A 24,557-nucleotide genomic window follows, 5' to 3' on the forward strand; every position below is an offset into this window, starting at 1 on the left:
GTCGAAAAGCAATGGCTCAAGCTCGGCCTCATGACTTGGCGACGTTCAAATTGCTGACACGCTGCCGAATTCGCGGCTTGTTCAGCGTAGCCTTAGTACATTTCGGACAAAGAGGTCCTTATGCTTGCCTGTGGTCGGCGATGCGTACTAATGTCCAACTAGGTTAAACGCCGGACTCTGTGCCTGACTCTGGGTCGAGCCAGCTTCAGAATGGGGAGTTGCCTATGACGACGATGAATCTCGTCGTGCCGTGCTACAACGAAGAAGAGGTTATCACCGAGACAAGCAAGCGGCTGCTCGCACTTCTGGAGCGATTGATCGAAGCCGGCGAGGTGAGCAACGAAAGCCGCATCACTTTCATTGACGATGGTTCCCGCGACCGTACCTGGTCGATCATCGAAGTGCTGCACGCGCAGAATGCCCGCTGCGGCGGCATTAAACTCTCGCGCAATCGCGGCCATCAGAATGCGCTGCTCGCCGGTCTGATGACGGCTCAAGGCGATGTACTCGTGAGCCTCGATGCGGATCTTCAGGACGATATCGAAGCCATTCCACGCATGCTCGCGGAATATCAGTCGGGTGCGGAAATCGTCTTCGGCGTGCGTCACAAACGTACGACGGACACATTCTTCAAGCGCTTTACCGCGCGCAACTACTACAAGTTGCTCCGGACGTTCGGCGTCGATATCTTGCCGGGCCACGCGGATTTTCGCCTGATGAGCCGCAAGACCGTGGAAGCGCTGCGTCAGTTTCAGGAGGTCAATCTTTTCCTGCGCGGCATCATTCCGCTGCTCGGGTTCAAGACTGCGATCGTCGAATACGAGCGCGCCGCGCGCTTTGCGGGCGAGAGCAAATACCCGCTCAGCAAAATGATCGTCCTCGCGCTGGACGGCATCACGTCGTTCTCCGCCGTTCCATTGCAATGGAGTACGCGCCTCGGCGCATTGCTGGCGATCGGCTCGCTGTGCTTCGGCGCATGGGCCGCCTATGCGCGCATCTTTACCAACCTCACGGTGCCCGGCTGGGCTTCGACGGTAATCCCGATGTACTTTCTCGGCGGTATCCAGTTGCTCTTCCTCGGTGTGATCGGCGGCTACATCTCGAAGACGTACGCCGAAACCAAGCAGCGTCCTCGTTTCATCATTGAGCAAACGTTATGAATTCTCCCGTCGATCGTTCGGCGCCGGCGACCCCGGGCGCCGACGCGGTGTCCGCAGACGCGCTGTTTTCGCGCTCCGGCCGGCTCGCCACCATTCTTCCGCGCGTGCTTTTCATCGTCACCGTGCTGTATGGCGGAGCGTTGTTCTGGATCGCGCCGCGTCCGCCCCTGGTGGACCTGCCGCAACACGCGGGACAGGTGATGTTGCTGCGCGATCTGCTCGAGCATACGTCGCCGTGGCAAAACCTCGTGCAGCTCAATCTGCTGACGCCGTATCTCGTCGGCTACGGCCTCGCGCTGCCGCTCACGTATCTGATGCCGATCGGCGCCGCGCTCAATTGCGTGCTGATGCTCGCGTATTTCGCGTTCGTGGCGTCATGCGTGGGCTTTCGCAGGTATCTGGGCGGCGATCCACGGATCGACTGGCTGTTCGCGCCGGGATTTTTCGGCTTCGCCTTCATGTGGGGCTTCTATACGTTTCTGGTCGCGACCCCGTTGGGCATTCTGTTCATGTGGCTCTCGCACGACTATGCGAAGGCGACTTCCGTCAGGAAGGGGGTATGGATGTTCGTTGCGGGCACGGCGCTGTTCTTCTGTCACGGGCTCGTGTTTCTGCTTGCGATGGCGGTAGGCGTCGGCTTCGTGCTGTTCAAACAGAAGACGTTCGTCCGCAAGATCCTCGCGCTCGCGCCGTTCGTGCCGCTCGGTGTGCTGTGCATCGCGTATATGTTGTGGAGCCGCGCGACCGATCCGCTGCTCGGGCAGACGGTGCCCGGCGTAGACGTATTCAAATGGGGCTTCGACTTGCAGCGGGTGCTCTCGCTGCCCGTCTACGTGTGGGGCATGAACAAAAGCGCGGCCGTGTATTTGCCGCTCGTCGCGCTGATGTTCGCCGCGCCGTGGCTGTGGCGCAACAGGATCAATCCCGATCGCTCGGTCATCGTGCCGATGCTCGCCGTGGCGTTCGTGTGGTTCGTCGTACCCGGCACGGCGCTGAAGACTGCGTACCTGTATCACCGTTTCGCGCTGTTTCTGTTGCCCGCGTATGCGTTGATGTTCTGCGCGCCGCAAACGTCGGCGAACGGCGCTCGCCGTGCGTCGTCCGGTTCGAACCGGGGTGCGCTGCCCGGCGTCGCCGTACAAGCGTTGATCATCGCCGGATGCTGGATCTTTTTTGCGGACCAGACGGTTCGTCTGCATCGTTTCGCCGTCGAGAACGCGCCGCTGGACGTGCTGCTGTCGCGGACCGAACCGGATCAACGCGCGCTAAGTCTGATATTCGATCGCGCGAGTCCCGCGTACAGGAGCCCGGCCGCGTACGAGCACCAGTCGCTGTGGTATCAGGCGGAGAAGCACGGTTTCGTCGATCCGAACTTCGCGACTTACGTGCCGCAGATCGCGCGCTTCAGGCCGGGCATGATGCCCATGGCCCCGCTGACGCTCGAACACGATCCAGCGGGTTTCGAATGGAATAAGGACAATGGCCGTCTGTACCGCTATTTCTTCGTTCGCAAGGAGGGGCCGTTGCCGAAAGATTTCTTCGCCAATAGCGAATGCGATGTCGCCCTGGTGACGCACGAGGGCGAATGGTCGCTCTACGAGCGGCGCAACTGTCGATAACGGCGCATCCGGCGTTGCGCCGTCATCCCTTCATGTCGAACGATCGGCGGCCAGCCATTCGCAGCGCGCTTTGATGGGCCTGGCGCATCGTTCATATCAGGCGAGTTTTGCCGCGATCGCCTCGCCGACTTCGCTCGTGCTTGCTTTGCCGCCAAGGTCGCCGGTGTGCGGACCCTCGATCAGCGTCGCCTCGATCGCCTTCAGGATCGCGTCGTGCGCTTCGCGCTCCTTGCCGCTCGAATGACCGAGGAAGTCGAGCATCATCGCGGCCGACCAGATCATCGCGATCGGATTCGCGATGTGCTTGCCGGCGATATCGGGTGCCGAGCCGTGCACCGGCTCGAACAGCGACGGAAACTTGCGGTCCGGATTCAGGTTGCCCGACGGCGCGAGGCCGATCGTGCCCGTGCACGCGGGGCCGAGATCGGACAGGATGTCGCCGAACAGATTGGTCGCCACGACCACGTCGAAACGGTCCGGGTTCAGCACGAAACGCGCGCACAGGATGTCGATGTGCTGCTTGTCCCACGTGACGTCCGGATACTGCGCGGCGATGCCGGCCGCGCATTTGTCCCACCACGGCATGCTGATCGCGATGCCGTTGCTCTTCGTTGCGACGGTGATTTTCTTGCGCGCGCGGCGCTGCGCGAGATCGAACGCGAACTTCAGCACGCGCTCGCTGCCGTGCCGCGTAAACACCGACTCCTGCAGCACGAACTCGCGCTCGGTGCCTTCGAACATCACGCCGCCCACTGACGAATACTCGCCCTCGGTGTTCTCGCGCACGATCCAGAAGTCGATGTCGCCGGCCTTGCGTCCCGCGAGCGGCGAGGGAACACCCGCAAAGAGCCGTGCGGGCCGCAGATTCACATACTGGTCGAACTCGCGGCGAAACTTCAGCAGCGACCCCCACAGCGAGATGTGATCGGGCACGGTGTCGGGCCAGCCGACCGCGCCGAACAGGATCGCATCGGCCGATTGCAGTTGCGCTTTCCAGTCGTCCGGCATCATCTTGCCGTGCTTCGCGTAGTAGTCGCAGCTTGCCCATTCGATGTGCCGATATTCGAGCTCGATGCCGAAGCGTTGCGTCGCGACCTCGAGTACGCGCAGCGCTTCGGGCATTACCTCGACGCCGATGCCGTCGCCGGGGATGACGGCAATCCGGTATTTGTTCGACATGCTGGGCTTCTCCTTTGAAGAATTGGGTTGGGGATGTGGTGGCGGTTATCTTATTCGTGGTGCATTCGTTCATGCCGTGCCAGGCGCGGCGTGCCCCTCCTGCAAGGCTTAACCAGGGGTTTTTTGGGATGGTACCTTGATGCACAATCGGGCCTCCTTTATTGACTGTGAGGCACGATGACTTCACTTTCCCTGGGTTCTTACCATGAGGTCCGTGAAAGGCGGCACGGACATCTCTTCTCGGTCAGCCTTTACAGATCGTTCAACCTTCACATCAGGTCTCCCTGGTTGTTTGACGTGGATCGGTGGTTCCATTTTGCATTGCCGGCGAGCACAGCCCGCGAAGCACACGATGACATTGTGCAGGGCATGGAGGAGGCGCGCGCAGCGTGGCTGCAACATAGCCCATCCGTGCTGCTGTCGCACCAGTCATACGAGTTACGCGATATGCTTGGCCGGAGTGACAACCGCTTTCATATGTACAGGATGAAAGACGATGAGGTTGCCAAAGCCCTGTACAACGAAGTGAAGGACGGTAGGCTGATCTTCGTCCCTGAGCGTGACGAGATGCGCAAGTGCGTGCAGGCGATACGGGAGCAGCGGGAAAAGGCGTCCCGGACAGCGCCCGCGCGCGCGCAACAACCGGCCGACGCGGACATGCCAAGGTCGCTCTATGGCAACAGCCCACGCGCGCCGTAGAACCTCGGCAATGCTCAGGCGTTCAACTATCAGCCAGATGCCGTGAGTGACGACGTGCAGGACATTGCGGCGCGCGGAGTGAGCGATTTTCACGAGGCCGAATGCTTCGCGCAGTACGAACGGGACCTAGACCTGTGCAACGCACTGGCTGGCCCAATGCGCGGTACACGCGGCATCGTGCTATGCAAAACGCAGGCATTCCAGAACTATCAACAGTGCAGAGGATATTGATGGCTACTCATCCGCCGTATTCCGTGGTTCTAACCTATACAGAGGACCGTCAACGGCTCACGGTGCAAACCGTTGACCCCACCAGGCTTGCCCCGTTGCTGGCCGGGAAAATCGAAATGCCGATCCTTCTCGATGAGTACGATTTCAAACTCGACGACGAATTTGCGCGGAGGCTCGGCGTCGCAATACTCAACGTGATTGCGCTTGGTCAGCCTGACATCAAGCAGTACATGTCGGTGACGCAAGAGCCGATCGACAAGCCTTCACAGACGTAGCCCGCCGCCCGCGCACTTATGCGCTGTGCGTGCAACGGGCATTCGGGAGTTATCAAACCTACTGTTGCGCGTCCGGCGCGCGCAGGGCCGCGAGCGCTTCAGGAAGTCGCGCGAGCGCTTCCGCTAGCGAACGTGCGCCGCCGAGTGGGAGAAAGCCGGCAAAGCTGTCGTCGTCGTCCACCAGCAGCCCGTCGAACTGCCCAGTGCTGTCGCGATAGACGATCACGTCTGCCCGCTGCCAGCCCGTCCTTGCGAGTACCGCCGCCACGACTGCTCCGGCTGCGTTGGTCTCGCTGCGGCAACCGGGCGTGTCCAGGTCGTGAATGACCGGCACGCCCGAGACGAAGCCGACCAGCGCGGAGCGCGCGCAACAACCGGCCGACGTGGACATGCTAAGGTCGCTCTATGACAACAGCCTGCGCGCGCCGGGAAACCGTAACCCTCTCTACCGCCCCGCATTCAACTTGCGCCACAGCGTCGTCTTGCTGATGCCCAACGCGGCGCAAGCCGCATCGCGATCACCGTCGTGAACCGCGAGCACCGCGCGGATTTCATCGGCCTCGACATGACGGCTGCGCTCGCGCAGCGTCAGCGCCGCCGGCTTCGCGCGCGCGATGGGCTCGACGACTTCCGGCGCGATCGCGCGCAGCATGTCGCGCGTGACGAGCGCCGCACTCGCATCCGTGTCCGCATTGCCATCGGCGAGTTCAACCGCGATCCGCTCGATCACGTTCTGCAACTCGCGCACATTGCCCGGCCACGCATAGCGCCGCAACGCCGCGCCCAAACCCTCCAGCATCCGAGCGGCGGTCTGCGCGTCGGGCACGCGCGCCGCCAGCCTCGGCTCGCGCGCGGCCGCCTGGCGCAACAGTTCGGCGGCGAGCGGCAGCAGGTCGTTCGGCCGCTCGCGCAGCGGCGGTAGCGCGATGCTGAGGATGTTGAGCCGGTAGTACAGATCGGCACGGAAACTGCCCTCTGCGACGGCGTCGGTCAGCGCGCGATGCGTCGCCGCGACGATGCGGATATCGACGCGCATCGGCTCGGTCGACCCGAGCCGCACCACCTCGCGCTCCTGCAACACGCGCAACAGGCGGCTCTGCAACGGCAACGGCATCTCGCCGATCTCGTCGAGAAACAGCGTGCCGCGATGCGCGACCTCGATCAGCCCCGCCTTGCCGCCCTTGCGCGCGCCGGTGAACGCGCCTTCCTCGTAGCCGAACAATTCGCTTTCGAGCAGCGCCTCCGGAAACGCGCCGCAATTGATCGCGACGAACGCGAAGTCGCGTCGCGCGCTCAGTTGATGCATGCTCTGCGCGACCATTTCCTTGCCGGTGCCGCTTTCGCCGAGAATCAGCACGGTCGCGTCCGACCTCGCATAACGCACGACGAGCGCGCGCACCCGTTCGATCGATTCCGACGCGCCGACGATATCGTCGAGCCGGTAGCGCGCGGTGAACTGCTGCACGCGTTGACGCGCGCGCAGCGTCCGATCGAGCCGTTCGACCGCGCGCGATTCCTGAAACGTCAGCACGGTGCCCGGCGCCGCGCCGCTGCTTGCGAGCGGCCCGCGATGCACGACATAGCTGGCGCCGCGCACCGTGCAGAAGCTGTCGCCCTCCGCGTCCGGCAGACTGCCGGCGAGGTCGGGCGCGAGTTCGAGCAGCGCGCGGCCGACGGCCTTTGCCGCATCGATACCGAGCACGCCCGCGAGCCGCTGGTTCATCAGTTCGACGCGGCCTTGCGCATCGAGCGCGACCACGCCGTCGCGCAGGTGCTGCAGCAGCGTGTCGAGCCGCTGACGTCGCACGGTTTCGCGGCGCGTCGCCTGCGCGACTTCGAGCGCGGTGTCGAAACCGGCCCGCACCGACGCGCGCGAGTACAGAAACACCGCGCCCATGCCGGCATTCGCGGCGAGGTCGGTGACCATGCCTGGGCCGACCACGACGTCGATGCCACGATCGCTGAGATCGAGCACGACGCTCTCCGCGTCCTGCGCCGACTGGTACGACGCGAACGTGACATCGAGCGCGTACGCGGCGGCGAACCGCCGCACTTCGTCGGGCGTGTCGCCGTGCGTGACTAGCGCGACACGCGCGCCTTCGCGCCGCGCGCGCGCGAGCGCATGCATGACGTCGTAGCCGGTCGGACTGATCCGCACGACCGGCACCGACACGCGGGTCTTCAGATACGCGCCGTTCGAGCCGCCCGCGAGCACGACGTCGGGCCGCGCGGCGCCCGCGGCCTCGATTTCGCGCACCGCGTCTTCGAAGGCGTGCGACACGATGCGAACATCCGCGCGTTCCACGTATTCGCCGGCGATGTCGAAGAACAGATCGCGCAGGCGGCTAATGCTGAGCGCCCAGACGCGCGGGCGCTCCGGCGGTTCATAAAGAGGCGTGCTCAAGGCGGACGGCTCGCAACGGGATGGTTCGGGACCTCCATTATGCGAGCATTCGTTGCCGATTTGAAATCCGGAGTTTCATTAATGAAATCGAGCGTCGGACGGGTCGGGTCATCGCTTCGCCGGACTCCCGCCAAATCAGGCACTTAGCTGGCGGTGAGCGGGCTGGCCCGTTCTTTGCGTACAAGGCAGCCCAGTCGAAGCAATGGCCAAATTCCAACCCTTTCTGGAGACAATCGATGAGCGAAGCAGACAACAGCACGCCGAACGCGGGCGCTTTCAAACCGAAAAAATCCGTCGCGCTGTCGGGCGTGACCGCGGGCAACACCGCGCTGTGCACGGTCGGCAAGACCGGCAACGATCTGCACTATCGCGGCTATGACATTCTCGACATCGCCGAGGCGTGCGAATTCGAGGAGATCGCTTATCTGCTGGTCCACGGCAAGCTACCGACCCAGGCCGAACTGACCGCGTACAAGACGAAGCTGAAGTCGATGCGCGGCCTGCCCGCCAACGTGAAGGCCGCGCTCGAATGGATTCCGGCCGCCGCGCATCCGATGGACGTGATGCGCACCGGCGTGTCGGTGCTCGGCACCGTGCTGCCCGAGAAAGACGATCACAACCTGCCCGGCGCGCGCGATATCGCCGACAAACTGATGGCCTCGCTCGGCTCGATGCTGCTGTACTGGTATCACTACTCGCACAACGGCAAGCGCATCGAGGTCGAAACCGACGACGATTCGATCGGCGGGCATTTCCTGCATCTGCTGCATGGCGTCGAGCCGTCGAAGGCGTGGGTCGATGCGATGCACGTGTCGCTGAACCTGTACGCGGAGCACGAGTTCAACGCGTCGACGTTCACCGGCCGCGTGATCGCGGGCACGGGCTCGGACATGTACTCGGCGGTCACCGGCGCGATCGGCGCGCTGCGCGGCCCGAAACACGGCGGCGCCAATGAAGCCGCGTTCGAAATCCAGTCGCGCTACCAGACGCCTGACGAAGCCGAAGCCGACATCCGCCGCCGCGTCGAGAACAAGGAAGTCGTGATCGGCTTTGGCCATCCGGTCTACACGATCTCGGACCCGCGCAACAAGATCATCAAGGAAGTCGCGAAGAAGCTGTCGAAGGAAGCGGGCAACACGAAGCTGTTCTCGATCGCCGAACGGCTCGAATCGGTGATGTGGGACGCGAAGAAGATGTTCCCGAACCTCGACTGGTTCAGCGCGGTGTCGTATCACATGATGGGCGTGCCGACCGCGATGTTCACGCCGCTGTTCGTGATCTCGCGTACGGCAGGATGGAGCGCGCACATCATCGAGCAGCGCGTCGACAACAAGATCATCCGCCCGAGCGCGAATTACACCGGTCCGGACGATCTGCCGTTCGTGCCGCTGGCGAAGCGCGTTTGACCTGAGGCCGCGAGCTAAACTACCCGCACTGTCCGGCCGGCGCGCGAGCGAAGCGCCGCCCGACGCCGCCGGCATACCGTCCGGCGGCCGATAACCGTCCTGTCCCTACGTCATGAATACTGCCAACCGCAAACGCCTTCCGGGCACCGAGCTCGACTTCTTCGATACGCGTGCCGCGGTCGACAAGATCGAGCCCGGCGCCTACGACAAGCTGCCGTACACGTCACGCGTGCTCGCCGAAAACCTGGTGCGCCGCTGCGACCCGGTGACGCTGACCGCTTCGCTGAAACAGATCATCGAGCGCAAGCGCGAGCTCGATTTTCCGTGGTTCCCGGCGCGCGTCGTGTGCCACGACATTCTCGGCCAGACCGCTCTCGTCGATCTGGCGGGTCTGCGCGATGCGATCGCCGCGCAAGGCGGCGATCCGGCGCTCGTGAATCCGGTGGTGCCGACGCAACTGGTCGTCGATCACTCGCTGGCCGTTGAGTGCGGCGGTTTCGATCCGGATGCGTTCGCGAAGAATCGCGCGATCGAAGATCGCCGCAACGAAGACCGCTTCGATTTCATCAACTGGACCAAGCGCGCGTTCCGCAACGTCGACGTGATTCCGCCGGGCAACGGCATCCTGCATCAGATCAATCTCGAACGCATGAGCCCGGTCGTGCAGGTGAAGGACGGTGTCGCGTTTCCCGACACGCTGGTCGGCACCGACTCGCATACGCCGATGGTCGATGCGCTCGGCGTGATCGCGATCGGCGTCGGCGGCCTCGAAGCGGAGAGCGTGATGCTCGGCCGCGCGTCGTACATGCGGCTGCCCGATATCGTCGGCGTGGAGCTGAGCGGCAAGCCGGGCGAGGGCATTACCGCGACCGACGTGGTTCTGTCGTTGACCGAATTCTTGCGCAAAGAGAAGGTGGTCGGCGCGTACCTCGAGTTTTACGGCGAGGGGGCGGCGAATTTGACCTTGGGCGATCGCGCGACGATCGCGAACATGGCGCCCGAGTTCGGCGCGACCGCCGCGATGTTCTACATCGACGAGCAGACGATCCGCTATCTGAAGCTGACCGGCCGCGACGACGAACTCGTCAAACTCGTGGAAACCTATGCGAAGCAAACCGGCTTGTGGGCCGATACGCTGAAGCACGCCGAATACGAGCGCGTGCTCAAGTTCGATCTGTCGAGCGTGGTGCGCACGCTCGCGGGGCCGTCGAATCCGCATCGCCGCTTGCCGGTGTCGGAGCTGGCCGCGCGCGGCGTCAGCGGTAAGGTCGAGAACGAGCCCGGTCTGATGCCGGACGGCGCGGTGATCATCGCCGCGATCACGAGCTGCACCAACACGAACAATCCGCGCAACATGATCGCGGCGGGCCTGGTCGCACGCAACGCGAACCGGCGTGGACTCGTGCGCAAGCCGTGGGTCAAGAGCTCGCTCGCACCGGGCTCGAAGGCGGTCACGCTGTATCTGGAAGAGGCAGGGCTCTTGCCTGAACTCGAACAGCTCGGCTTCGGCGTGGTCGCGTATGCGTGCACGTCGTGCAACGGCATGTCCGGCGCGTTGGACCCGGTGATCCAGAAGGAAGTGATCGAGCGCGATCTGTATGCGACCGCCGTGCTGTCGGGCAACCGCAACTTCGACGGCCGGATCCACCCCTACGCGAAGCAGGCATTTCTCGCGTCGCCGCCGCTGGTCGTCGCCTATGCGATCGCGGGCACGATCCGCTTCGACATCGAGAAGGACGTGCTCGGCGTCGATGCGGACGGTCATGCGGTCACGCTGAAAGATCTGTGGCCGTCGGATGCGGAGATCGATGCGATCGTCGCCGCGAGCGTGAAACCCGAGCAATTCCGCAAAGTGTATGAACCGATGTTCGCGGTCTCCCCCGACACCGGCGCGAAGGCCGACCCGCTGTACGACTGGCGCGAAGAAAGCACCTATATTCGCCGTCCGCCGTACTGGGAAGGCGCGCTCGCCGGCGAGCGAACGCTGAAGGGTATGCGCGCGTTGGCCGTGCTCGGCGACAACATCACGACGGACCACCTGTCGCCGTCGAACGCGATTCTGCCCGACAGCGCGGCCGGCGAATACCTGACGAAAATGGGCCTGCCCGAAGAGGACTTCAATTCGTACGCGACGCACCGCGGCGATCACTTGACCGCGCAGCGCGCGACCTTCGCGAACCCGACGCTGAAGAACGAGATGGTGCTGGAGAATGGCCAGGTGAAGGCCGGTTCGCTCGCGCGCATCGAGCCCGAGGGCAAGGTCACGCGCATGTGGGAAGCGATCGAAACGTATATGGAGCGCAAGCAGCCGCTGATCGTGATCGCGGGCGCCGACTATGGCCAGGGGTCGTCGCGCGACTGGGCCGCGAAGGGCGTGCGGCTGGCCGGCACCGAAGCGATCGTCGCGGAAGGCTTCGAGCGGATTCACCGCACGAACCTCGTCGGCATGGGCGTGTTGCCGCTCGAATTCAAGCCGGGCGTGAATCGCCTGACGCTCGGCATCGACGGCACGGAGACGTTCGATGTGATCGGCGAGCGCAAGCCGCGCGCCGATCTGACGCTGGTGATTCATCGCCGCAACGGCGAGCGCGTCGAAGTGCCGGTGACGTGCCGGCTCGATACGGCCGAAGAGCTGTCGATCTACGAAGCCGGTGGCGTGCTGCAGCGTTTCGCGCAGGACTTTCTCGAGTCGACCAGAGCGGCGGCTTGACGGGTAGACGCGCGTTTGCAGTGAACGTCGCAACAGACCAGGGCGATGCGGCTTGACGAGCCGCATCGCCCTTCATCAAAGAACATGTCACCTCAGGACACCTTCATGGCCCACCTTCCCCAGATCAAGATTCCGGCCACCTATATGCGCGGCGGCACCAGCAAGGGCGTGTTTTTCCGTCTGCAGGATCTGCCCGAGGCCGCGCAGCGACCGGGCGCCGCGCGCGACGCGCTGCTGATGCGCGTGATCGGCAGTCCCGATCCGTACGGCAAGCAGATCGACGGCATGGGCGGCGCGACGTCGAGCACCAGCAAGACCGTGATCGTTTCGCGCAGCGGCCGGCCAGATCACGACATCGACTATCTGTTCGGGCAGGTGTCGATCGACAAGGCGTTCGTTGACTGGAGCGGCAATTGCGGCAACCTGTCGGCCGCGGTGGGACCGTTCGCGATCAGCGCGGGCCTCGTCGATGCGGGCCGCGTGCCGCGTGACGGCGTCGCGATCGTGCGCATCTGGCAGGCCAATATCGGCAAGACGATCATCGCGCACGTGCCGATGAGCGATGGCGCGGTGCAGGAAACCGGCGACTTCGAACTCGACGGCGTGACCTTTCCGGCCGCCGAAGTGCCGCTCGAATTCATGGACCCGGCCGCCGACGAAGAAGGCGCGGGCGGCGCGATGTTCCCGACCGGCAACCTCGTCGACGACCTGGAGGTGCCGGGCGTCGGCACGTTGAAGGCGACGATGATCAACGCGGGCATCCCGACGATCTTCGTCGACGCCGAGGCGATCGGCTACAAGGGCACCGAGTTGCAGGACGCGATCAACAGCGACGCGAAGGCGCTCGCGATGTTCGAGACGATTCGCGCGCATGGCGCGCTGCGCATGGGGCTGATCAAACATCTGGACGAGATCGCGACGCGGCAGCACACGCCGAAGGTCGCATTCGTCGCGAAGCCGGTCGATTACGTGGCGTCGAGCGGCAAGCCGGTGCGCGCGGGCGACGTCGACCTGTTGGTGCGCGCGATGTCGATGGGCAAGCTGCATCACGCGATGATGGGCACGGCGGCGGTCGCGATCGGCACCGCGGCGGCGATCGCGGGCACGCTCGTCAATCAGGCGGCGGGCGGCGGCGAGCGTGAGTCGGTGCGCTTCGGGCATCCGTCGGGCACGTTGCGCGTCGGCGCGCAGGCGAGTCAGAAGGACGGCGAGTGGGGCGTCACGAAGGCGATCATGAGCCGCAGCGCGCGCGTGTTGATGGAGGGGTGGGTCAGGGTGCCGCAACAGGGCTGAGGCGGCCCAACGTCAGCGGCACGGAAGGCTACGTAGAGCAGGCCGCCGCGCTCCCGGCGATGGGGGCATACAGTGCTCGCGGTCGAACCGGACGACGCACTGCGCAACGCGGCCGATGCAAACCTTCGCGTCGTCTACAATGGCCGCTTCGGCCGCGCTCCCATAACCACTCCCCAGCGGCCGACTCAGTCCCGACGCAGAGGAGCCACGATGCAGAACAGGCTGGACGCCGACGCAACGAAGTCCGGCGACGCGGCGCACGACATCGCGCGCGCGAGACGCGCGGTGCTCGTGATCGCGATTGCGCAATTGCTCGGTACGTCGTTGTGGTTCAGCGCGAACGGCGCGATGCGCGATCTGCAGATCGCCTGGCATCTGAGCGCGTCTGGCATCGGCTGGCTGACGAATGCGGTGCAGGCTGGCTTTATCGTCGGGACTTTGCTGTCGGCGACCACCGGACTCGCGGATCGCGTGTCGGCGAGCAAGGTGTTCGCCGTCTGCGGCGTGCTTGGCGCGACCTTGAATGCGCTGTTCGCGCTGTGCAGCAGCGGGCTCGCGTGGGCGCTCGTGTTTCGCTTCGGCGTGGGCGTCGCGCTTGCCGGCATCTATCCGCTCGGCATGAAGCTGCTCGTTACGTGGGACCCGCGCCGCGCCGCGCAGACGCTCGCGTTGCTCGTTGCGATGCTGACGCTCGGCACGGCGTCGGTGCATGCGATTCGTGCGTTGCTGTCGAGCGTGCCGTGGCAAACCGTGGTGCTCACTTCGTCGGGACTCGCGGTGATCGGCGCGCTGCTGGTGTTCGTGCTCGGCGAAGGGCCGCACGCGCGGCGCTCGGGCAGCCGACGCTTCGGTTTGTCGGCGGGCGTCGGGCAGGTCGTGCGCATCAGCGAGTTTCGCTCGGCCGCGCTCGGCTATTTCGGTCACATGTGGGAGTTGTACGCGTTCTGGACGCTGACGCCGCTGCTCGTGCAGCGCGCGTTCGCGAGCGGCGCGCCGGCGGCGCCGGGCACCGTCGCGTTGTGGTCGTTCCTGATCATCGCGATCGGTGCGCTCGGCTGCCTGTTCGGCGGCAGACTCAGCCAGGTGGTCGGCAGCGCGCGCACCGCCGCTCTCGCGCTGACGATATCGGGCACGCTGTGCGCGATTTATCCGCTGACCACCGGGTTCGGCACCGCCGCGCAACTGGCGCTGCTACTCGTGTGGGGCATCAGCGTGATCGCGGATTCGCCGCAGTTTTCGGCGCTGTCCGTGAAGGCCTGTCCCGCCGACAAGATCGGCGGCGCGCTGACGCTGCAGAACAGCTTCGGCTTTTTCCTGTCCGCATGCTCGATCCTGTGGTCGACCAGCGTTTTTCACGCGCTCGACGTGCGCGTCGCGTGGCTGCTGCTGCCTGGGCCGATCATCGGTCTGATCGCGATGACGCCACTGTTGCGCAAGCAGCCACGCTGGTGATGCTCGCGCTGCGTTAGTTGCCGCCGTGCTTTTCCTGCCAGCGCTGCATGAACGCGATCTCGTCATGCTGCGCCTTGATGATGTTGCGCGCGAGCCGCTTGATCTCCGGGTCCTTGCCGTATTTCAACTCCGCCTGCGCCATCTCGATCGCGCCCTGGTGATGCGGGATCATGTGCGCGACGAAATCCCGGTCGGCGTCGCCGGTGTATTCGGGGGCGCTCATCTCATGCATCATGCGCTCGTCGGCGGCCTTGAAGGCTTGCGTCGATGCGCCCGAGCCGGTATGCGCCGAATCCGGCATGTCCATGCCGGGCATGCCCTGATGTTGCGCGTGAGCGGGCAGAGCCGCTGCCGCGAATGCCAAACCGCCGAACACACAGAGAACGCGCAACGCGCGAAGGTTTTTCATATTGGTTTTCCGTTGTTGAAGAGAGTGGCGACGTGATCCGCGCGATTCTAACGGTCACGTCGGACATCGTGGAGCTTCCTACCGTGGTAAGGTCAAGCGAAGGCAAAGCAACGCACGCCTATAATGAAACGCGACTGGATGACCAAGCCAGCATCATTGGCAGCATCACTCACTCAACGAGGCTGACAGCATGTACATCGCGATGAACCGCTTCAAGGTGGCGCCCGGCTCCGAGGACGCCTTCGAACATCTGTGGACCACCCGCGACACCCATCTGAAAGAGGTGCCGGGCTTCGTCGAATTTCATTTGCTGAAGGGACCGCGCAAGGACGATCACGTGCTCTATTCGAGCCATACGATCTGGCGCGACCATGCATCGTTCGAGACATGGACGAAGTCCGACGCGTTTCGTGCCGCGCATCGCAGTGCCGGTAACGAAAACCGCGTGCTGTATCTCGGCCACCCGGAATTCGAAGGCTTCGAAGTCATTCAGACCGTCAAATAATGCGGTCTCGCGCGGCGCCTGCATGCCGGTTCGCATTCGCGCGGGCATGGCGCATGCACATCCGACGCGCATCGCGCGTGGACATCGAGCTGCTCACGGCAGCGCACCACTCACCAAGGATCGAAAACATGAAAGCAGTCAGAATCGGTTCGCCCGCCACAGTCGATAGCCTGCAGGTCGTCGATCTCGCCGATCCCGGTCAGCCCGAGGCCGGGCAGATTCGCGTGCGGATTCGCGCTAGTTCGTTGAACTACCACGACTACGGCGTCGTCTGCGGCAATCTGCCAGCCGAAGCGGGCCGCATCCCGATGGCCGATGGCGCGGGCGTCGTCGAAGCGGTCGGCGCAGGCGTACGCGAATTCAAGGCCGGCGATCACGTCGTGTCCTGCTTCTTCCCACACTGGGAAAACGGTTCGCCCGCGATCGGCGATTTTTCGACCACCCCCGGCGACGGCGTCGACGGCTACGCGCGCGAAGTCGTCGTGCTGCCGAGCCACTACTTCACGCACGCGCCGGCCGGCTACAGCCACGCCGAAGCGGCGACGCTGACCACGGCGGGGCTGACCGCGTGGCGCGCGCTGGTCGTCGATGGTCAGATGAAGGCAGGCAGCAGCGTGCTCGTGCTCGGCACCGGCGGCGTGTCGATCTTCGGCTTGCAGATGGCGAGGGCGATGGGGGCGTCGGTGATCGCGACGTCGTCGTCGAATGCGAAGCTCGCGAAGCTGCGCGAACTGGGTGCCGACCATACGATCAACTATCGCGACAATCCCGAGTGGGGCAAAGAAGTGCGTCACATCACCAACGGGCGCGGCGTCGATCACGTGATCGAGGTGGGTGGTCCCGGCACGCTGCCGCAGTCGATCACCGCATGCCGCATCGGCGGGCACATCGCGCTGATCGGCGTGCTGACCGGCCGCGCGGGTCAGGTGCCGACCGCGCATCTGATGGCGCGGCAACAGCGTCTGCAAGGGCTGATCGTCGGCAGCCGGCAGGATCAGATCGACATGGTGCGCGCGCTGGAGACCACGGGCATCAAGCCGGTGATCGACAGCACGTTCGCGCTGGACAAGCTCGCCGACGCGTTCCGGCACGAGGCATCGGGTGCGCACTTCGGCAAGATTTGTGTGGCGATCTGAGGATTCAACGCTCGCGCCCGGCCCTTCTGGCGGCCAGCGCAAGCCCGTTATTAGCGTGAACAGGCCCTAGCTCAAATGCCCCTCGCGAGGTCCGCGAAACAGACACTCGACGCCTCACAGGCCTGCGTGAACCCTTCGTCGTAACTCGTGAAAAACACCGTGCGCGTCGTGCCGAGCGTTCTGAACAGCTCGGCGAGCACCGCGCGCGCTGACGCGTCGAGTCCGCCGGCCGGTTCGTCGGCGATCAGCACGCGGGTTTCGCCGAGCGCGGCCGCCGTCAGAAACACCTTTTTGCGGCTGCCATACGACATCTGCTCGAAACGTTTGTCCAGATGCGGCGCGAGGCCGAAGCGTTCGGCGAGCGCGAGCACGTCGTCGGTCAGCGCGGTGTGCCCCGCCGCCGCGACCTGCCGCAGATAATCGCGGCCGGTCTGATCGGGCCAGCTCATGCTGTCTTCCGGCACATACGTGAGCAGCGCTTGCGCGGCATGCGGCGCGGCGCGCAGCGAATGACCGCCGAGCCATACGTCGCCGGTGTCGGGTTCGAGCGCCCCGGCGAGGATGGCGAGCAACGTCGATTTGCCGCTGCCGGATTCATCGTTCAACGCGACGCAGCCGGACGTCGCGTCGAAGTGCAGCCCTTCGAACAGGACGCGGTCGCTATAGCGCTTGCTGAGGTTGTCGAATCGAAGCATGGGTTGGCGCGCAGAGGGCGATGTGAACGCGGCGCAGGATTGCGCCACGCCTCGTGCATGCCGTGCGGGATCTTCGGCACGGCAATTTCGCGCCAGTGTAGCAGCGCGCGCCTGGTTCCTTCGCGCCGTTACGTAGACGTCGGCGTCTCCAGCAAGAACTCCACCATCCGATCACACACGCGTTCGAACATCTGCGTGCCCGTCACGGTCGGGCAACCGCGCGCGCGTGCCGCTTCGATCAGCGGCGTAAGTGGCGGTTTCGTTACGACATCGCCGACAAAAGTCGTGGCCGGCAAGCGCGCGACGTCGATCGGCAACGAATCGCCCGCGTGCATGCCGAGCGGCGACGCGTTGACGAGCACGTCATACGGACTCGGGTCGAGGTCGGCCGCCGCACCGCGCGCCTTGCCTCGACCGAGCGCATTGAGCCGTGCGGTCAGCGAGCCGGTGCGTTCGACGTCGTTGTCGCGCACGTCGAGCGAGCCGACGCCGCGCTGAATCAGCGCATGGCCGATCGCCGAGCCCGCGCCGCCCGCGCCGACCAGCAGCGCGCGCTTGCCCTGTAGTTCGCAGCCCGCCGCGACGAGCGCCGCAACGAAGCCGGTGCCGTCGAACATGCCGCCATGCCAGCCGCCATCGGCGTTGCGGCGCAGCGTGTTGACCGCGCCAAGGAACGCGGCTTCTTCGGCGAGCGTCGCGCAATAGCTCGCCGCGCTGAATTTGTGCGGCACCGTGATGATCACGCCGTCGACGTTGCGCATCGGCGCGATGCCTGCGAAAAAAGCCGGCAGATCGGCTGGCGCGACGTGCGCGGGCACCACCAGCGCATCGCGGCCGGCCGAACGCAACGCGGCGGTCACGCCGGACGGCGAGCGCACCTGGGCAATCGGATCGCCGACGATGAAATACACGCGCGTCGCGCCGCTCAGACCCGCGTCGAGCGACGCCGCGAACGAAGGGGTTTCAGCCCGCTGCATGGTCGAATCTCCTGAAATGGGTGCCCCTATGCATCGTGCCCGATGGCGGGCGCCATGTGTTGCCTGTTGTCGGCTCGAAGCGTTGCGCACGAATGCAAGCGGCGCGATCGACGGCATCACGCTGAGTCAGAACGGGCAGCAGAACGAAAAATCGGTGATGAGTGGTGTCTACCTTGGGCCCGGCATCACGCCTGGTCGCCGCGATGCGAGTGCGGCAATCCCGCGCGACGAGCTGTTTCAGCACGCAAAGACGGGCCATACCAGTCGGCATTTCTCACGCCCGCGCCCTATTTTGAGACGCACGGTCAAGCCGCATCCAAAAACTGCGCTATGGTCAAACGGTCAGATTGCAGATCGCTTTCGACTTTAGCGATCGATGCGGCGAAATCATCAGGCCAACAGGCAGGACACGGGGGAGCGAAGATGAGCCTCACCAACGGGCAAGCAGCCGCGCAACGCGGCGGGCGGCTTCCGGCCAGATTCGCGGATGGCCACTTGCAGCATCTCGAGAGTGTGCTTGGCTTCGTGACGCGCAAGGGCGCCGCGCAATCCGGTGAACTCGACCACGTCTATTGGGAGCGGCGTATTCGCGCGCTCGAGGACACGCATCATCTGATCCAGAATCAGCGCACGCGCATCGCGAAGCTGCGCGACATGTTGCGCTTTCAGGCTCGGGCCAGCGGCGCACGGCGGCCTGAGATGTCGGGGTCGTCCGCGAAGACCGAAAGAAGTGCAGCGTAGGAAAGAACCGTCGATGCCGCTCGGCGCCGGCACCAAAAAGCAGAACCTGAGAGAAAAGTGGCGATGACGCGAACGGGTCCACAGAGACCCGTCGCTCATCCGCCGGTATTGCCAGCCGATTCCAAAATCCTGACTTAATCGTGGCCTATTTTTCAGATAATTTAGGGCTGTCTAAATTGCGCCTTTGTCAGTAATTCTGACTGATTTTAATTGGGGTGCGGTTAGATATAGACATTTAAAAACACGCACCGCTTTTTACGCTGATAAACTGTGCGCCGGAGCCCAGGCGGCGACGCCCTACGCTCGCTTCCCGCGTCCCCTCCCGGCGTGTCGATGGCCGGATAGACGGTACAAATAGGCCTTTTCCGCGACTTTGACGGAAGCGTACCGCCGGCATACTGCCTTCGGCTAACGCGGCTCACCGGGACGCAAAGACCGTCGTCCTTCTGAATTGTCCTTCGAGCCTCGCCGTGTGGCGCTTCGCCTCCAGCCGATTTTCCGCAGACTCCGTCTTCCGATTTCGACAGGTAAGTTTGACAGACAGCTTGATTAAGTAAGGGCTTGTTCAAGTCCGCATTTTGGAAATGACTCATGAAGCCGGGAAATAATTCGCTTGGGAAAAAGCGCGCACGCAAAATTGCGGTGGCGGCTATGGCGGTGCTGATCGCGGTGTTGGTCGGTTGGGGCGTCTGGTATATCCAGCATCGCGCCGAGCCGCAGGCGCCGGCGCTGAGCGGCATCGCGAGCCAGATGCGTCACGATGCATCCGCGTGGACGCATGCGGAGAAGGATGCGTCCACGATGCTGCGCGACATTCACGACGCCAACGTCGCGGCGATCGGCGTGAGTCCCAACGCGATTCTGGTGTCGCTGCGTGACGGCTCGAAGTACTTCGTCACCGATCACAACGCAACCTTCTCGCACGCGCTGCTGCTGGGCGAGCGCTCCGACGCCGCCGCGTATCAGCTCGTGTGGCTGCCCGACGTCGACATCCACAGCGACGGCGCACGCTGGACCCAACTGTTCGACCAGTTCCGCGACGCGCTGAGCGTGCTGCTGCCGCTCGCGCTGATCGGCGGCATGGCGTGGTTCATGCGACGCGAGATGAAGGGCGGCGCGAAGCTGCTCAGCGAAACACCGACGCTGCGTTTCGACGACGTGATCGGCGCGAACGAAGCGAAGGCCGCGCTCGCCGACATTCGCGGTTACCTGTCCGATCCGAAGCAGTTCTCGTCGCTGGGCGTGCGCGCGCCGTGCGGCATCCTGATGGTCGGCGCGCCCGGCGTCGGCAAGACGCGGCTCGCTCAGGCGCTGGCCGGCGAATGCGGCGCGAACTTCATTTCGATCACGGGCAGCTATTTCAGCGCGAAGTACTACGGTGTCGGTATCCAGAAGGTGCGGCACCTGTTCGAACTCGCGCGCAAGAACGCGCCGACGGTCATCTTCATCGACGAAGCGGACGGTCTCGCGAAACGAACCGACACCGGCGGTGGTCCGGTCGAAGCCGAAAGCAACCGGATCATCAACCAGCTGCTCGCGGAGATGGACGGCTTCGAGTCGAACGAGGGCGTGATCGTCGTGGCCGCGACCAACCATCCCGACAATCTCGACGAAGCATTGCGCCGTCCCGGCCGTTTCGATCGCACGGTGCAGGTGCGTCTGCCGGATCGCGAAGACCGCGCCAAGATTTTCCGTTTCTACGCGCAGCGGCTGAAGTCGAAAGCGGCGGATATCGACTACGACCAGCTCGCGCGTTTGACGACTGGACTGTCGCCGGCCACCGTCGCGATGGTCGTGAATCAGGCGGGGCTGATCGCGCGCAAGGCGGGCGATAACGAAATCGCCGCGAAGCACTTCATGGAAGCGATCAAGATCGCGCGCATCGGCGACGTGAGCGGCGCCGAGCGCGCGCTCACCGAGGAGGAGCGCAGGCGCATCGCGGTGCATGAGGCGGGTCATGGTCTGGTCGCGGCGCTGCTTGGCACCGGCGTGCTCGAGGAAGTGACGATTCTGCCGCGTGGCGGCGCGCTTGGCGTCGCGCTGATCACGAAGGCGCAGGACAAGCACCTGTACCGCGAAACGGAAATCCGCAACGAGATCCAGGTGCTGCTCGGCGGACGCAACGCGGAGATTCTGATGTTCTCCGAAGCATCGAGCGGCGCCGCGTCGGACTTGCAGGAGGCCTCGCGTATCAGCCTCGACATGGTGTCGAAGTTCGGCTTCAACAGCGACGGCGATCTGTTCAGTCTCGCGGCGCTGCCGTCGCAGTATGCGGGCCTGCAAATGAAGAGCGCAATCGGGCATGCGAACGTGCTGCTCAAGGAGCTCAACGAACTTTGCTACGGGCTACTGCACGCGTACGAGCCGGTACTGCGCGACATTTCGGACCAGTTGCTCGAGCACGAGACCGTACCTGGGGACACCGTTTATCGGTTCATCGCCGAGCACAAGAGCACGCTGAAGATCGTGCACGAGCCTGCGGCGGCTTGACGGGCCTGATGATGCGCTATGCGAAGTCCGACGATCCCGGGTCGGTCGGCATCGCGGGAAAGCGCCGCGCGCATCGACCTGGTTCGATCTTTCAGGCTACGTCGGAAGCGACGTTCTCCGCCGCTTTCAATACCGATTCGCCGCGCGTCTTCACTCGCAAAATCGGCGCCTCGATCAACCGCCACGACAGCACCGCAATGCCAAGCGAAATCGCAAACGACGCGACGATGCCAAGCATATGTGCCCACATCGGCACGGTGCCACCAAACAACGCCTCGGCGTGACGGTTACGCGTCAGATCGGGGATCAGGTTGTGATACAGATAGAAGCCGTAACTGATACGCCCAAGACCGGCGAGCCAACGCGTCTGTAACAGACCCATCACGGCAGCATTGCGGCAACACGCGATCGAAGCCACCAGCGCCGCGATACCGATCCCGTACGTTGCGCTGATCGCGGTAAACAGCAAGGGATCGTCGAGCATGTTCCACTTCGGCTCGGCCGCGCACAAACCGATCACGACCAGACTCAGCGCGAACAGCGTCAGGCCATGACCGAGCCAGGCACGCACGCGGCCGCGATCGTCCTCGATCACCAGACCACCGATGCCGCCCAACGCGAGCAACCAGACATTGCTCAACGGGTGCGTATAGATCGTGATCTCATCCCAATGCGCGGCGCGCATCGCGAACAGCGCGGCAAGGCCGAGCGCCACGATCGCCCAACATGCCGCTCGATGTCGCCGCGTCGCGAGCAGCAGCAAAAACGGCGCAACGACGAGATAGAACTGCTCCTCGATCGCGAGGCTCCACAAGTGCGAATAGCGGCCCGGCCAGTAACGCAGCACCGAGCCGATCCAGAAGTTGGACAGATACGCGAAGTGAAACGGCATGCCGCTCGCCAGTTCCGGATTCGCGAGGCCGAATGCCATCAGCACGCACATCACGACGAGCATCAGGTAATAGATCGGAAAGATGCGCACCGTGCGACGAAACAGAAAGCGCCCGAGTTCGGTGCGGAAACAGCTGTCGCCCTCTTCGATGCGCGCGCGCCGCGACGACAGGATGCCGATGATCAGAAAGCCGCTCAGCACAAAGAAGATCCACACGCCGAGATGCCCGATTTCGCCGATGTCGCCGAAGAGTCGATGCTGCAGAAACACCATCAGCACAGCGATCGCGCGCAAACCATCGAATCCGGCAATTCTGTTTTTCATAAACCTCTATTCGCAAAGCGGCGGAAAAGCACGAAAACATCGTACGGGGAAAAAATGCGAAAAAAATCGCAGCGCGCGTTCGATGATTTATTTTCGAGGCTCGCGTCCATCCATGAAGACGGGTGTCCCTGTTTCGTGCATGAAAAGCCGCAAAACTTTCCGCGTGTTCGCTAAAGACGCGCCGAGTATTACCAGTCGCCAACGACTCCATTTCAGATAGCCGTTGTGAAAGCGAACATCAGAGGCGGCTCGTCAGCGCCTTCGCCTGCGTCATAGGTGATGCATTGAACGATCGAGTCTTTTGTCGTTCGCACAGGTCGGCACGCTGATGGGCACTGTCACGATGCTGAGATGTTCGAGTAGGATCGCGTGATGAAGAATAAAAAATCGCTTTACCACGGTCATCGCTTTCCAGCGGCGGTCATCAGTTCCGCGGTCCGCTGGTATTTCAGGTTTCAGCTCAGCCTGCGTGATATCGAAGAGCTGCTATTCGAGCGGCGGTTATCGTCAGCTACGAAACAGTCCGACGCTGGTGCGATAAATTCGGTGCCCGTTTCGCCCACCGTGTGAAAGCGGCGCGTCGCAAGCCCGGCACGACATGGCACCTTGACGAAGTATTTGTGACGTTGCGCGGCGAGCCTTACCTGCTGTGGCGCGCTGTTGATCAATCGTGAAAAAGCGGGAGAGGGCACACGCACCCTTTCCCGCCGACCGCTTACCACTGATACGAGGCACCAATCCCGGCAGTCGTGCCACCCGCGGACATCCCAACTCCCGCTTTCACCTTGATGTTGTCCTTGATACGAGCCGTACCGCCCAGTGCGATCGCCTGATAACCGTTGTAAGTCGCTGCCGCGATACCGAACGACAGTTTCTTGCCTTGATCGACTTCTGGAATCATCGTCAGCGCGGTAGCGGCGGCGATTCCCGAGTAGGCGTTCCTGGCGAGATTGTTGACCGCCTGGTTGGTCGCGTTGATACGCTGATCGGTGTAGTTGTTGGCCTGCTGAACGCCTTGTGCGACCGAGCTGTTCATCTGACCGACATTGACTGCATCCGTGTCCGCCGTACCCGCTGCGACGTTGGTGATTTGGCGTTCGTGACCCGCTGAACCCACCGATACCGAGTTATCGCGATCCGTCACCGAGCCCTGACCCAACGCCACCGAGTTCGCATTGCCAGCCTGCGAGCCCGTGCCGATCGCCGTCGAGTTGACGCCGGTCGCCGCCGCATTGGTGCCCACTGCCACCGCGTTCTCCGCTGCGGCGCTGGCGTTTGCCCCAACCACCGTGCTGCCCGCACCGGTACCCGGCATCGCCGCGTTAGCCACTGCTTCACTGTTGCGGTCCGACGACGAAACATCCAGGGTGACCGGCTGGATGTTCGACACCTGGGAACCGAGATCCTTCACCTGGCCGTTGAGATCCGTCACCTGGTCCTGCAACGCCGACAGCTGGCCGTAGTTCACCGCGTCATACTGGCTCGTGCCGTTCGCCACATTGGTCAGGATCACCGGACCTGCGCTCTGGCCTCCACCCAGCGTCACGGAACCGAAGTTCACCGAACCGTCAACGTTACGGTCGTACTGCACCGCGCCCGACAGTTGCGTGCCGACATCGCCCACCTGGTTCTGCAGCTTCGTGATGTCCGTGGTGTTCTGCGTGACCCGGTCATCCAGGTTGGTGACGGCATCGCCTACGCTATGCACGGTCGTACCGCCCACGCTGTAGCTCGGTGCGCTGATCGTGCCGTCCGCGTTCACGGTCGAGCCGCCACCCAGACCAGCGGCCACGCTCGCCGAGTTCGCATACAGCTGGCTGCCGTTGACGGCTTCCTTGCTGCCCGCTGCAATCGCACCGTCGGCAACGCCGCTCAGCGAGCGCGCGCCATCGGTGCCACTGAAGTCCACCGTCGTGCCGTCCAGGTCCCTGGCCACCGTGATGGTCTTGCTGGTCGCGTC

At 63.8% G+C, this 24,557-nt stretch carries 20 protein-coding genes and 1 pseudogene; 13 read left to right on the forward strand and 8 right to left on the reverse strand.

Annotation, left to right across the window (positions count from 1 at the left end; genetic code table 11):
* The first annotated feature begins 224 nt into the window (after positions 1 to 224).
* Together HDG33_RS34995 and HDG33_RS35000 are read left to right on the forward strand one after the other, a co-directional pair.
* Entirely contained in the window at positions 225 to 1,160 is a 936-nt protein-coding gene (locus tag HDG33_RS34995) for a glycosyltransferase family 2 protein (RefSeq protein WP_184040468.1), read from the forward strand.
* Entirely contained in the window at positions 1,157 to 2,779 is a 1,623-nt protein-coding gene (locus tag HDG33_RS35000; RefSeq protein WP_184040471.1) for a hypothetical protein, read from the forward strand. The genes HDG33_RS34995 and HDG33_RS35000 overlap by 4 nt, the downstream gene beginning before the upstream one ends.
* 96 nt (positions 2,780 to 2,875) lie before the next feature.
* Here HDG33_RS35000 and HDG33_RS35005 read toward each other — a convergent pair whose 3' ends face one another.
* Positions 2,876 to 3,958 (reverse strand): tartrate dehydrogenase, encoded by a 1,083-nt coding sequence (locus HDG33_RS35005; protein WP_184040474.1) that lies wholly within the window; start codon positions 3,956 to 3,958, stop codon positions 2,876 to 2,878.
* A 177-nt stretch (positions 3,959 to 4,135) separates the two neighbouring features.
* Between HDG33_RS35005 and HDG33_RS35010 the strand changes: the two genes are divergently transcribed.
* Together HDG33_RS35010 and HDG33_RS35015 are read left to right on the forward strand one after the other, a co-directional pair.
* Entirely contained in the window at positions 4,136 to 4,657 is a 522-nt protein-coding gene (locus tag HDG33_RS35010; RefSeq protein ID WP_260330697.1) for a hypothetical protein, read from the forward strand.
* Positions 4,658 to 4,887: 230 nt separating this feature from the next.
* Positions 4,888 to 5,163, forward strand: coding sequence for a hypothetical protein (locus tag HDG33_RS35015; RefSeq protein ID WP_090809227.1), 276 nt, complete (start codon positions 4,888 to 4,890; stop codon positions 5,161 to 5,163).
* Positions 5,164 to 5,221: 58 nt separating this feature from the next.
* On the opposite strand, the gene HDG33_RS35020 is transcribed toward HDG33_RS35015, so the two are convergent.
* Together HDG33_RS35020 and prpR are read right to left on the reverse strand one after the other, a co-directional pair.
* Positions 5,222 to 5,554 (reverse strand): hypothetical protein, encoded by a 333-nt coding sequence (locus tag HDG33_RS35020; protein WP_184040477.1) that lies wholly within the window; start codon positions 5,552 to 5,554, stop codon positions 5,222 to 5,224.
* Between the two features lie 54 nt (positions 5,555 to 5,608).
* Entirely contained in the window at positions 5,609 to 7,567 is a 1,959-nt protein-coding gene (prpR, locus tag HDG33_RS35025; RefSeq protein ID WP_184040480.1) for a propionate catabolism operon regulatory protein PrpR, read from the reverse strand.
* A 236-nt stretch (positions 7,568 to 7,803) separates the two neighbouring features.
* On the opposite strand from prpR, the gene prpC reads away from it, so the two are divergent.
* The 4 genes from prpC (at position 7,804) to HDG33_RS35045 (ending at position 14,428) form a co-directional block, all read left to right on the forward strand.
* The gene (gene prpC / locus HDG33_RS35030; RefSeq protein WP_090809234.1) at positions 7,804 to 8,973 is read left to right on the forward strand and encodes a 2-methylcitrate synthase; all 1,170 of its coding nucleotides are present in this window, start codon (positions 7,804 to 7,806) and stop codon (positions 8,971 to 8,973) included.
* Between the two features lie 112 nt (positions 8,974 to 9,085).
* Positions 9,086 to 11,683: a Fe/S-dependent 2-methylisocitrate dehydratase AcnD gene (gene acnD, locus HDG33_RS35035; RefSeq protein ID WP_184040483.1), complete on the forward strand. Its 2,598-nt coding sequence runs from the start codon at positions 9,086 to 9,088 to the stop codon at positions 11,681 to 11,683.
* Between the two features lie 105 nt (positions 11,684 to 11,788).
* The gene (gene prpF, locus HDG33_RS35040) at positions 11,789 to 12,976 is read left to right on the forward strand and encodes a 2-methylaconitate cis-trans isomerase PrpF (protein ID WP_184040486.1); all 1,188 of its coding nucleotides are present in this window, start codon (positions 11,789 to 11,791) and stop codon (positions 12,974 to 12,976) included.
* 210 nt (positions 12,977 to 13,186) lie between these two features.
* A complete protein-coding gene (locus tag HDG33_RS35045) occupies positions 13,187 to 14,428 on the forward strand; it encodes an MFS transporter (RefSeq protein ID WP_184040489.1) in 1,242 nt (413 codons plus the stop codon).
* A 13-nt stretch (positions 14,429 to 14,441) separates the two neighbouring features.
* Here the strand turns inward: HDG33_RS35045 and HDG33_RS35050 are convergent, their stop codons facing one another.
* Positions 14,442 to 14,837 (reverse strand): DUF305 domain-containing protein, encoded by a 396-nt coding sequence (locus tag HDG33_RS35050; protein WP_184040493.1) that lies wholly within the window; start codon positions 14,835 to 14,837, stop codon positions 14,442 to 14,444.
* Between the two features lie 190 nt (positions 14,838 to 15,027).
* On the opposite strand from HDG33_RS35050, the gene HDG33_RS35055 reads away from it, so the two are divergent.
* A complete protein-coding gene (locus HDG33_RS35055; RefSeq protein WP_184040496.1) occupies positions 15,028 to 15,342 on the forward strand; it encodes an antibiotic biosynthesis monooxygenase in 315 nt (104 codons plus the stop codon).
* Positions 15,343 to 15,470: 128 nt separating this feature from the next.
* Entirely contained in the window at positions 15,471 to 16,478 is a 1,008-nt protein-coding gene (locus tag HDG33_RS35060; RefSeq protein ID WP_184040499.1) for an NAD(P)-dependent alcohol dehydrogenase, read from the forward strand.
* A gap of 71 nt (positions 16,479 to 16,549) precedes the next feature.
* Here the strand turns inward: HDG33_RS35060 and HDG33_RS35065 are convergent, their stop codons facing one another.
* Positions 16,550 to 17,173, reverse strand: coding sequence for an ABC transporter ATP-binding protein (locus HDG33_RS35065; RefSeq protein ID WP_184040502.1), 624 nt, complete (start codon positions 17,171 to 17,173; stop codon positions 16,550 to 16,552).
* Between the two features lie 128 nt (positions 17,174 to 17,301).
* Positions 17,302 to 18,150, reverse strand: coding sequence for a shikimate dehydrogenase (locus tag HDG33_RS35070; RefSeq protein ID WP_184040504.1), 849 nt, complete (start codon positions 18,148 to 18,150; stop codon positions 17,302 to 17,304).
* Between the two features lie 423 nt (positions 18,151 to 18,573).
* Between HDG33_RS35070 and HDG33_RS35075 the strand changes: the two genes are divergently transcribed.
* Both HDG33_RS35075 and HDG33_RS35080 read left to right on the forward strand, forming a co-directional pair.
* A complete protein-coding gene (locus HDG33_RS35075; protein ID WP_184040507.1) occupies positions 18,574 to 18,891 on the forward strand; it encodes a hypothetical protein in 318 nt (105 codons plus the stop codon).
* A 591-nt stretch (positions 18,892 to 19,482) separates the two neighbouring features.
* A complete protein-coding gene (locus HDG33_RS35080; protein ID WP_184040509.1) occupies positions 19,483 to 21,381 on the forward strand; it encodes an ATP-dependent metallopeptidase FtsH/Yme1/Tma family protein in 1,899 nt (632 codons plus the stop codon).
* 91 nt (positions 21,382 to 21,472) lie between these two features.
* Here the strand turns inward: HDG33_RS35080 and HDG33_RS35085 are convergent, their stop codons facing one another.
* Positions 21,473 to 22,597: an acyltransferase gene (locus tag HDG33_RS35085; protein ID WP_184040511.1), complete on the reverse strand. Its 1,125-nt coding sequence runs from the start codon at positions 22,595 to 22,597 to the stop codon at positions 21,473 to 21,475.
* 372 nt (positions 22,598 to 22,969) lie between these two features.
* On the opposite strand from HDG33_RS35085, the pseudogene HDG33_RS35090 reads away from it, so the two are divergent.
* A pseudogene (locus HDG33_RS35090) lies at positions 22,970 to 23,265 on the forward strand (IS6 family transposase); the annotation flags it as partial.
* Positions 23,266 to 23,312: 47 nt separating this feature from the next.
* On the opposite strand, the gene HDG33_RS35095 reads toward HDG33_RS35090, so the two are convergent.
* Positions 23,313 to 24,557, reverse strand: a 1,245-nt coding sequence (locus HDG33_RS35095; RefSeq protein WP_221311637.1) for a YadA family autotransporter adhesin, incomplete at its 5' end; no start/stop codon positions are given.

It is taken from the genome of Paraburkholderia sp. Cpub6 (genome assembly GCF_014201065.1).
Taxonomy (GTDB): domain Bacteria; phylum Pseudomonadota; class Gammaproteobacteria; order Burkholderiales; family Burkholderiaceae; genus Paraburkholderia; species Paraburkholderia tuberum.

Coding starts and splice junctions, on each gene's coding strand:
- HDG33_RS35065 (WP_184040502.1), bottom strand. CDS start 17,173: ATGCTTCGATTCGACAACCTCAGCAAGCGCTATAGCGACCGCGTCCTG.
- HDG33_RS35055 (WP_184040496.1), top strand. CDS start 15,028: ATGTACATCGCGATGAACCGCTTCAAGGTGGCGCCCGGCTCCGAGGAC.
- HDG33_RS35045 (WP_184040489.1), top strand. CDS start 13,187: ATGCAGAACAGGCTGGACGCCGACGCAACGAAGTCCGGCGACGCGGCG.
- HDG33_RS35015 (WP_090809227.1), top strand. CDS start 4,888: ATGGCTACTCATCCGCCGTATTCCGTGGTTCTAACCTATACAGAGGAC.
- acnD (WP_184040483.1), top strand. CDS start 9,086: ATGAATACTGCCAACCGCAAACGCCTTCCGGGCACCGAGCTCGACTTC.
- HDG33_RS35070 (WP_184040504.1), bottom strand. CDS start 18,150: ATGCAGCGGGCTGAAACCCCTTCGTTCGCGGCGTCGCTCGACGCGGGT.
- prpC (WP_090809234.1), top strand. CDS start 7,804: ATGAGCGAAGCAGACAACAGCACGCCGAACGCGGGCGCTTTCAAACCG.
- HDG33_RS35050 (WP_184040493.1), bottom strand. CDS start 14,837: ATGAAAAACCTTCGCGCGTTGCGCGTTCTCTGTGTGTTCGGCGGTTTG.
- HDG33_RS35005 (WP_184040474.1), bottom strand. CDS start 3,958: ATGTCGAACAAATACCGGATTGCCGTCATCCCCGGCGACGGCATCGGC.
- HDG33_RS35020 (WP_184040477.1), bottom strand. CDS start 5,554: ATGTCCACGTCGGCCGGTTGTTGCGCGCGCTCCGCGCTGGTCGGCTTC.
- prpF (WP_184040486.1), top strand. CDS start 11,789: ATGGCCCACCTTCCCCAGATCAAGATTCCGGCCACCTATATGCGCGGC.
- HDG33_RS35080 (WP_184040509.1), top strand. CDS start 19,483: ATGAAGCCGGGAAATAATTCGCTTGGGAAAAAGCGCGCACGCAAAATT.
- HDG33_RS35000 (WP_184040471.1), top strand. CDS start 1,157: ATGAATTCTCCCGTCGATCGTTCGGCGCCGGCGACCCCGGGCGCCGAC.
- HDG33_RS35060 (WP_184040499.1), top strand. CDS start 15,471: ATGAAAGCAGTCAGAATCGGTTCGCCCGCCACAGTCGATAGCCTGCAG.
- HDG33_RS35075 (WP_184040507.1), top strand. CDS start 18,574: ATGAGCCTCACCAACGGGCAAGCAGCCGCGCAACGCGGCGGGCGGCTT.
- HDG33_RS35010 (WP_260330697.1), top strand. CDS start 4,136: ATGACTTCACTTTCCCTGGGTTCTTACCATGAGGTCCGTGAAAGGCGG.
- HDG33_RS34995 (WP_184040468.1), top strand. CDS start 225: ATGACGACGATGAATCTCGTCGTGCCGTGCTACAACGAAGAAGAGGTT.
- HDG33_RS35085 (WP_184040511.1), bottom strand. CDS start 22,597: ATGAAAAACAGAATTGCCGGATTCGATGGTTTGCGCGCGATCGCTGTG.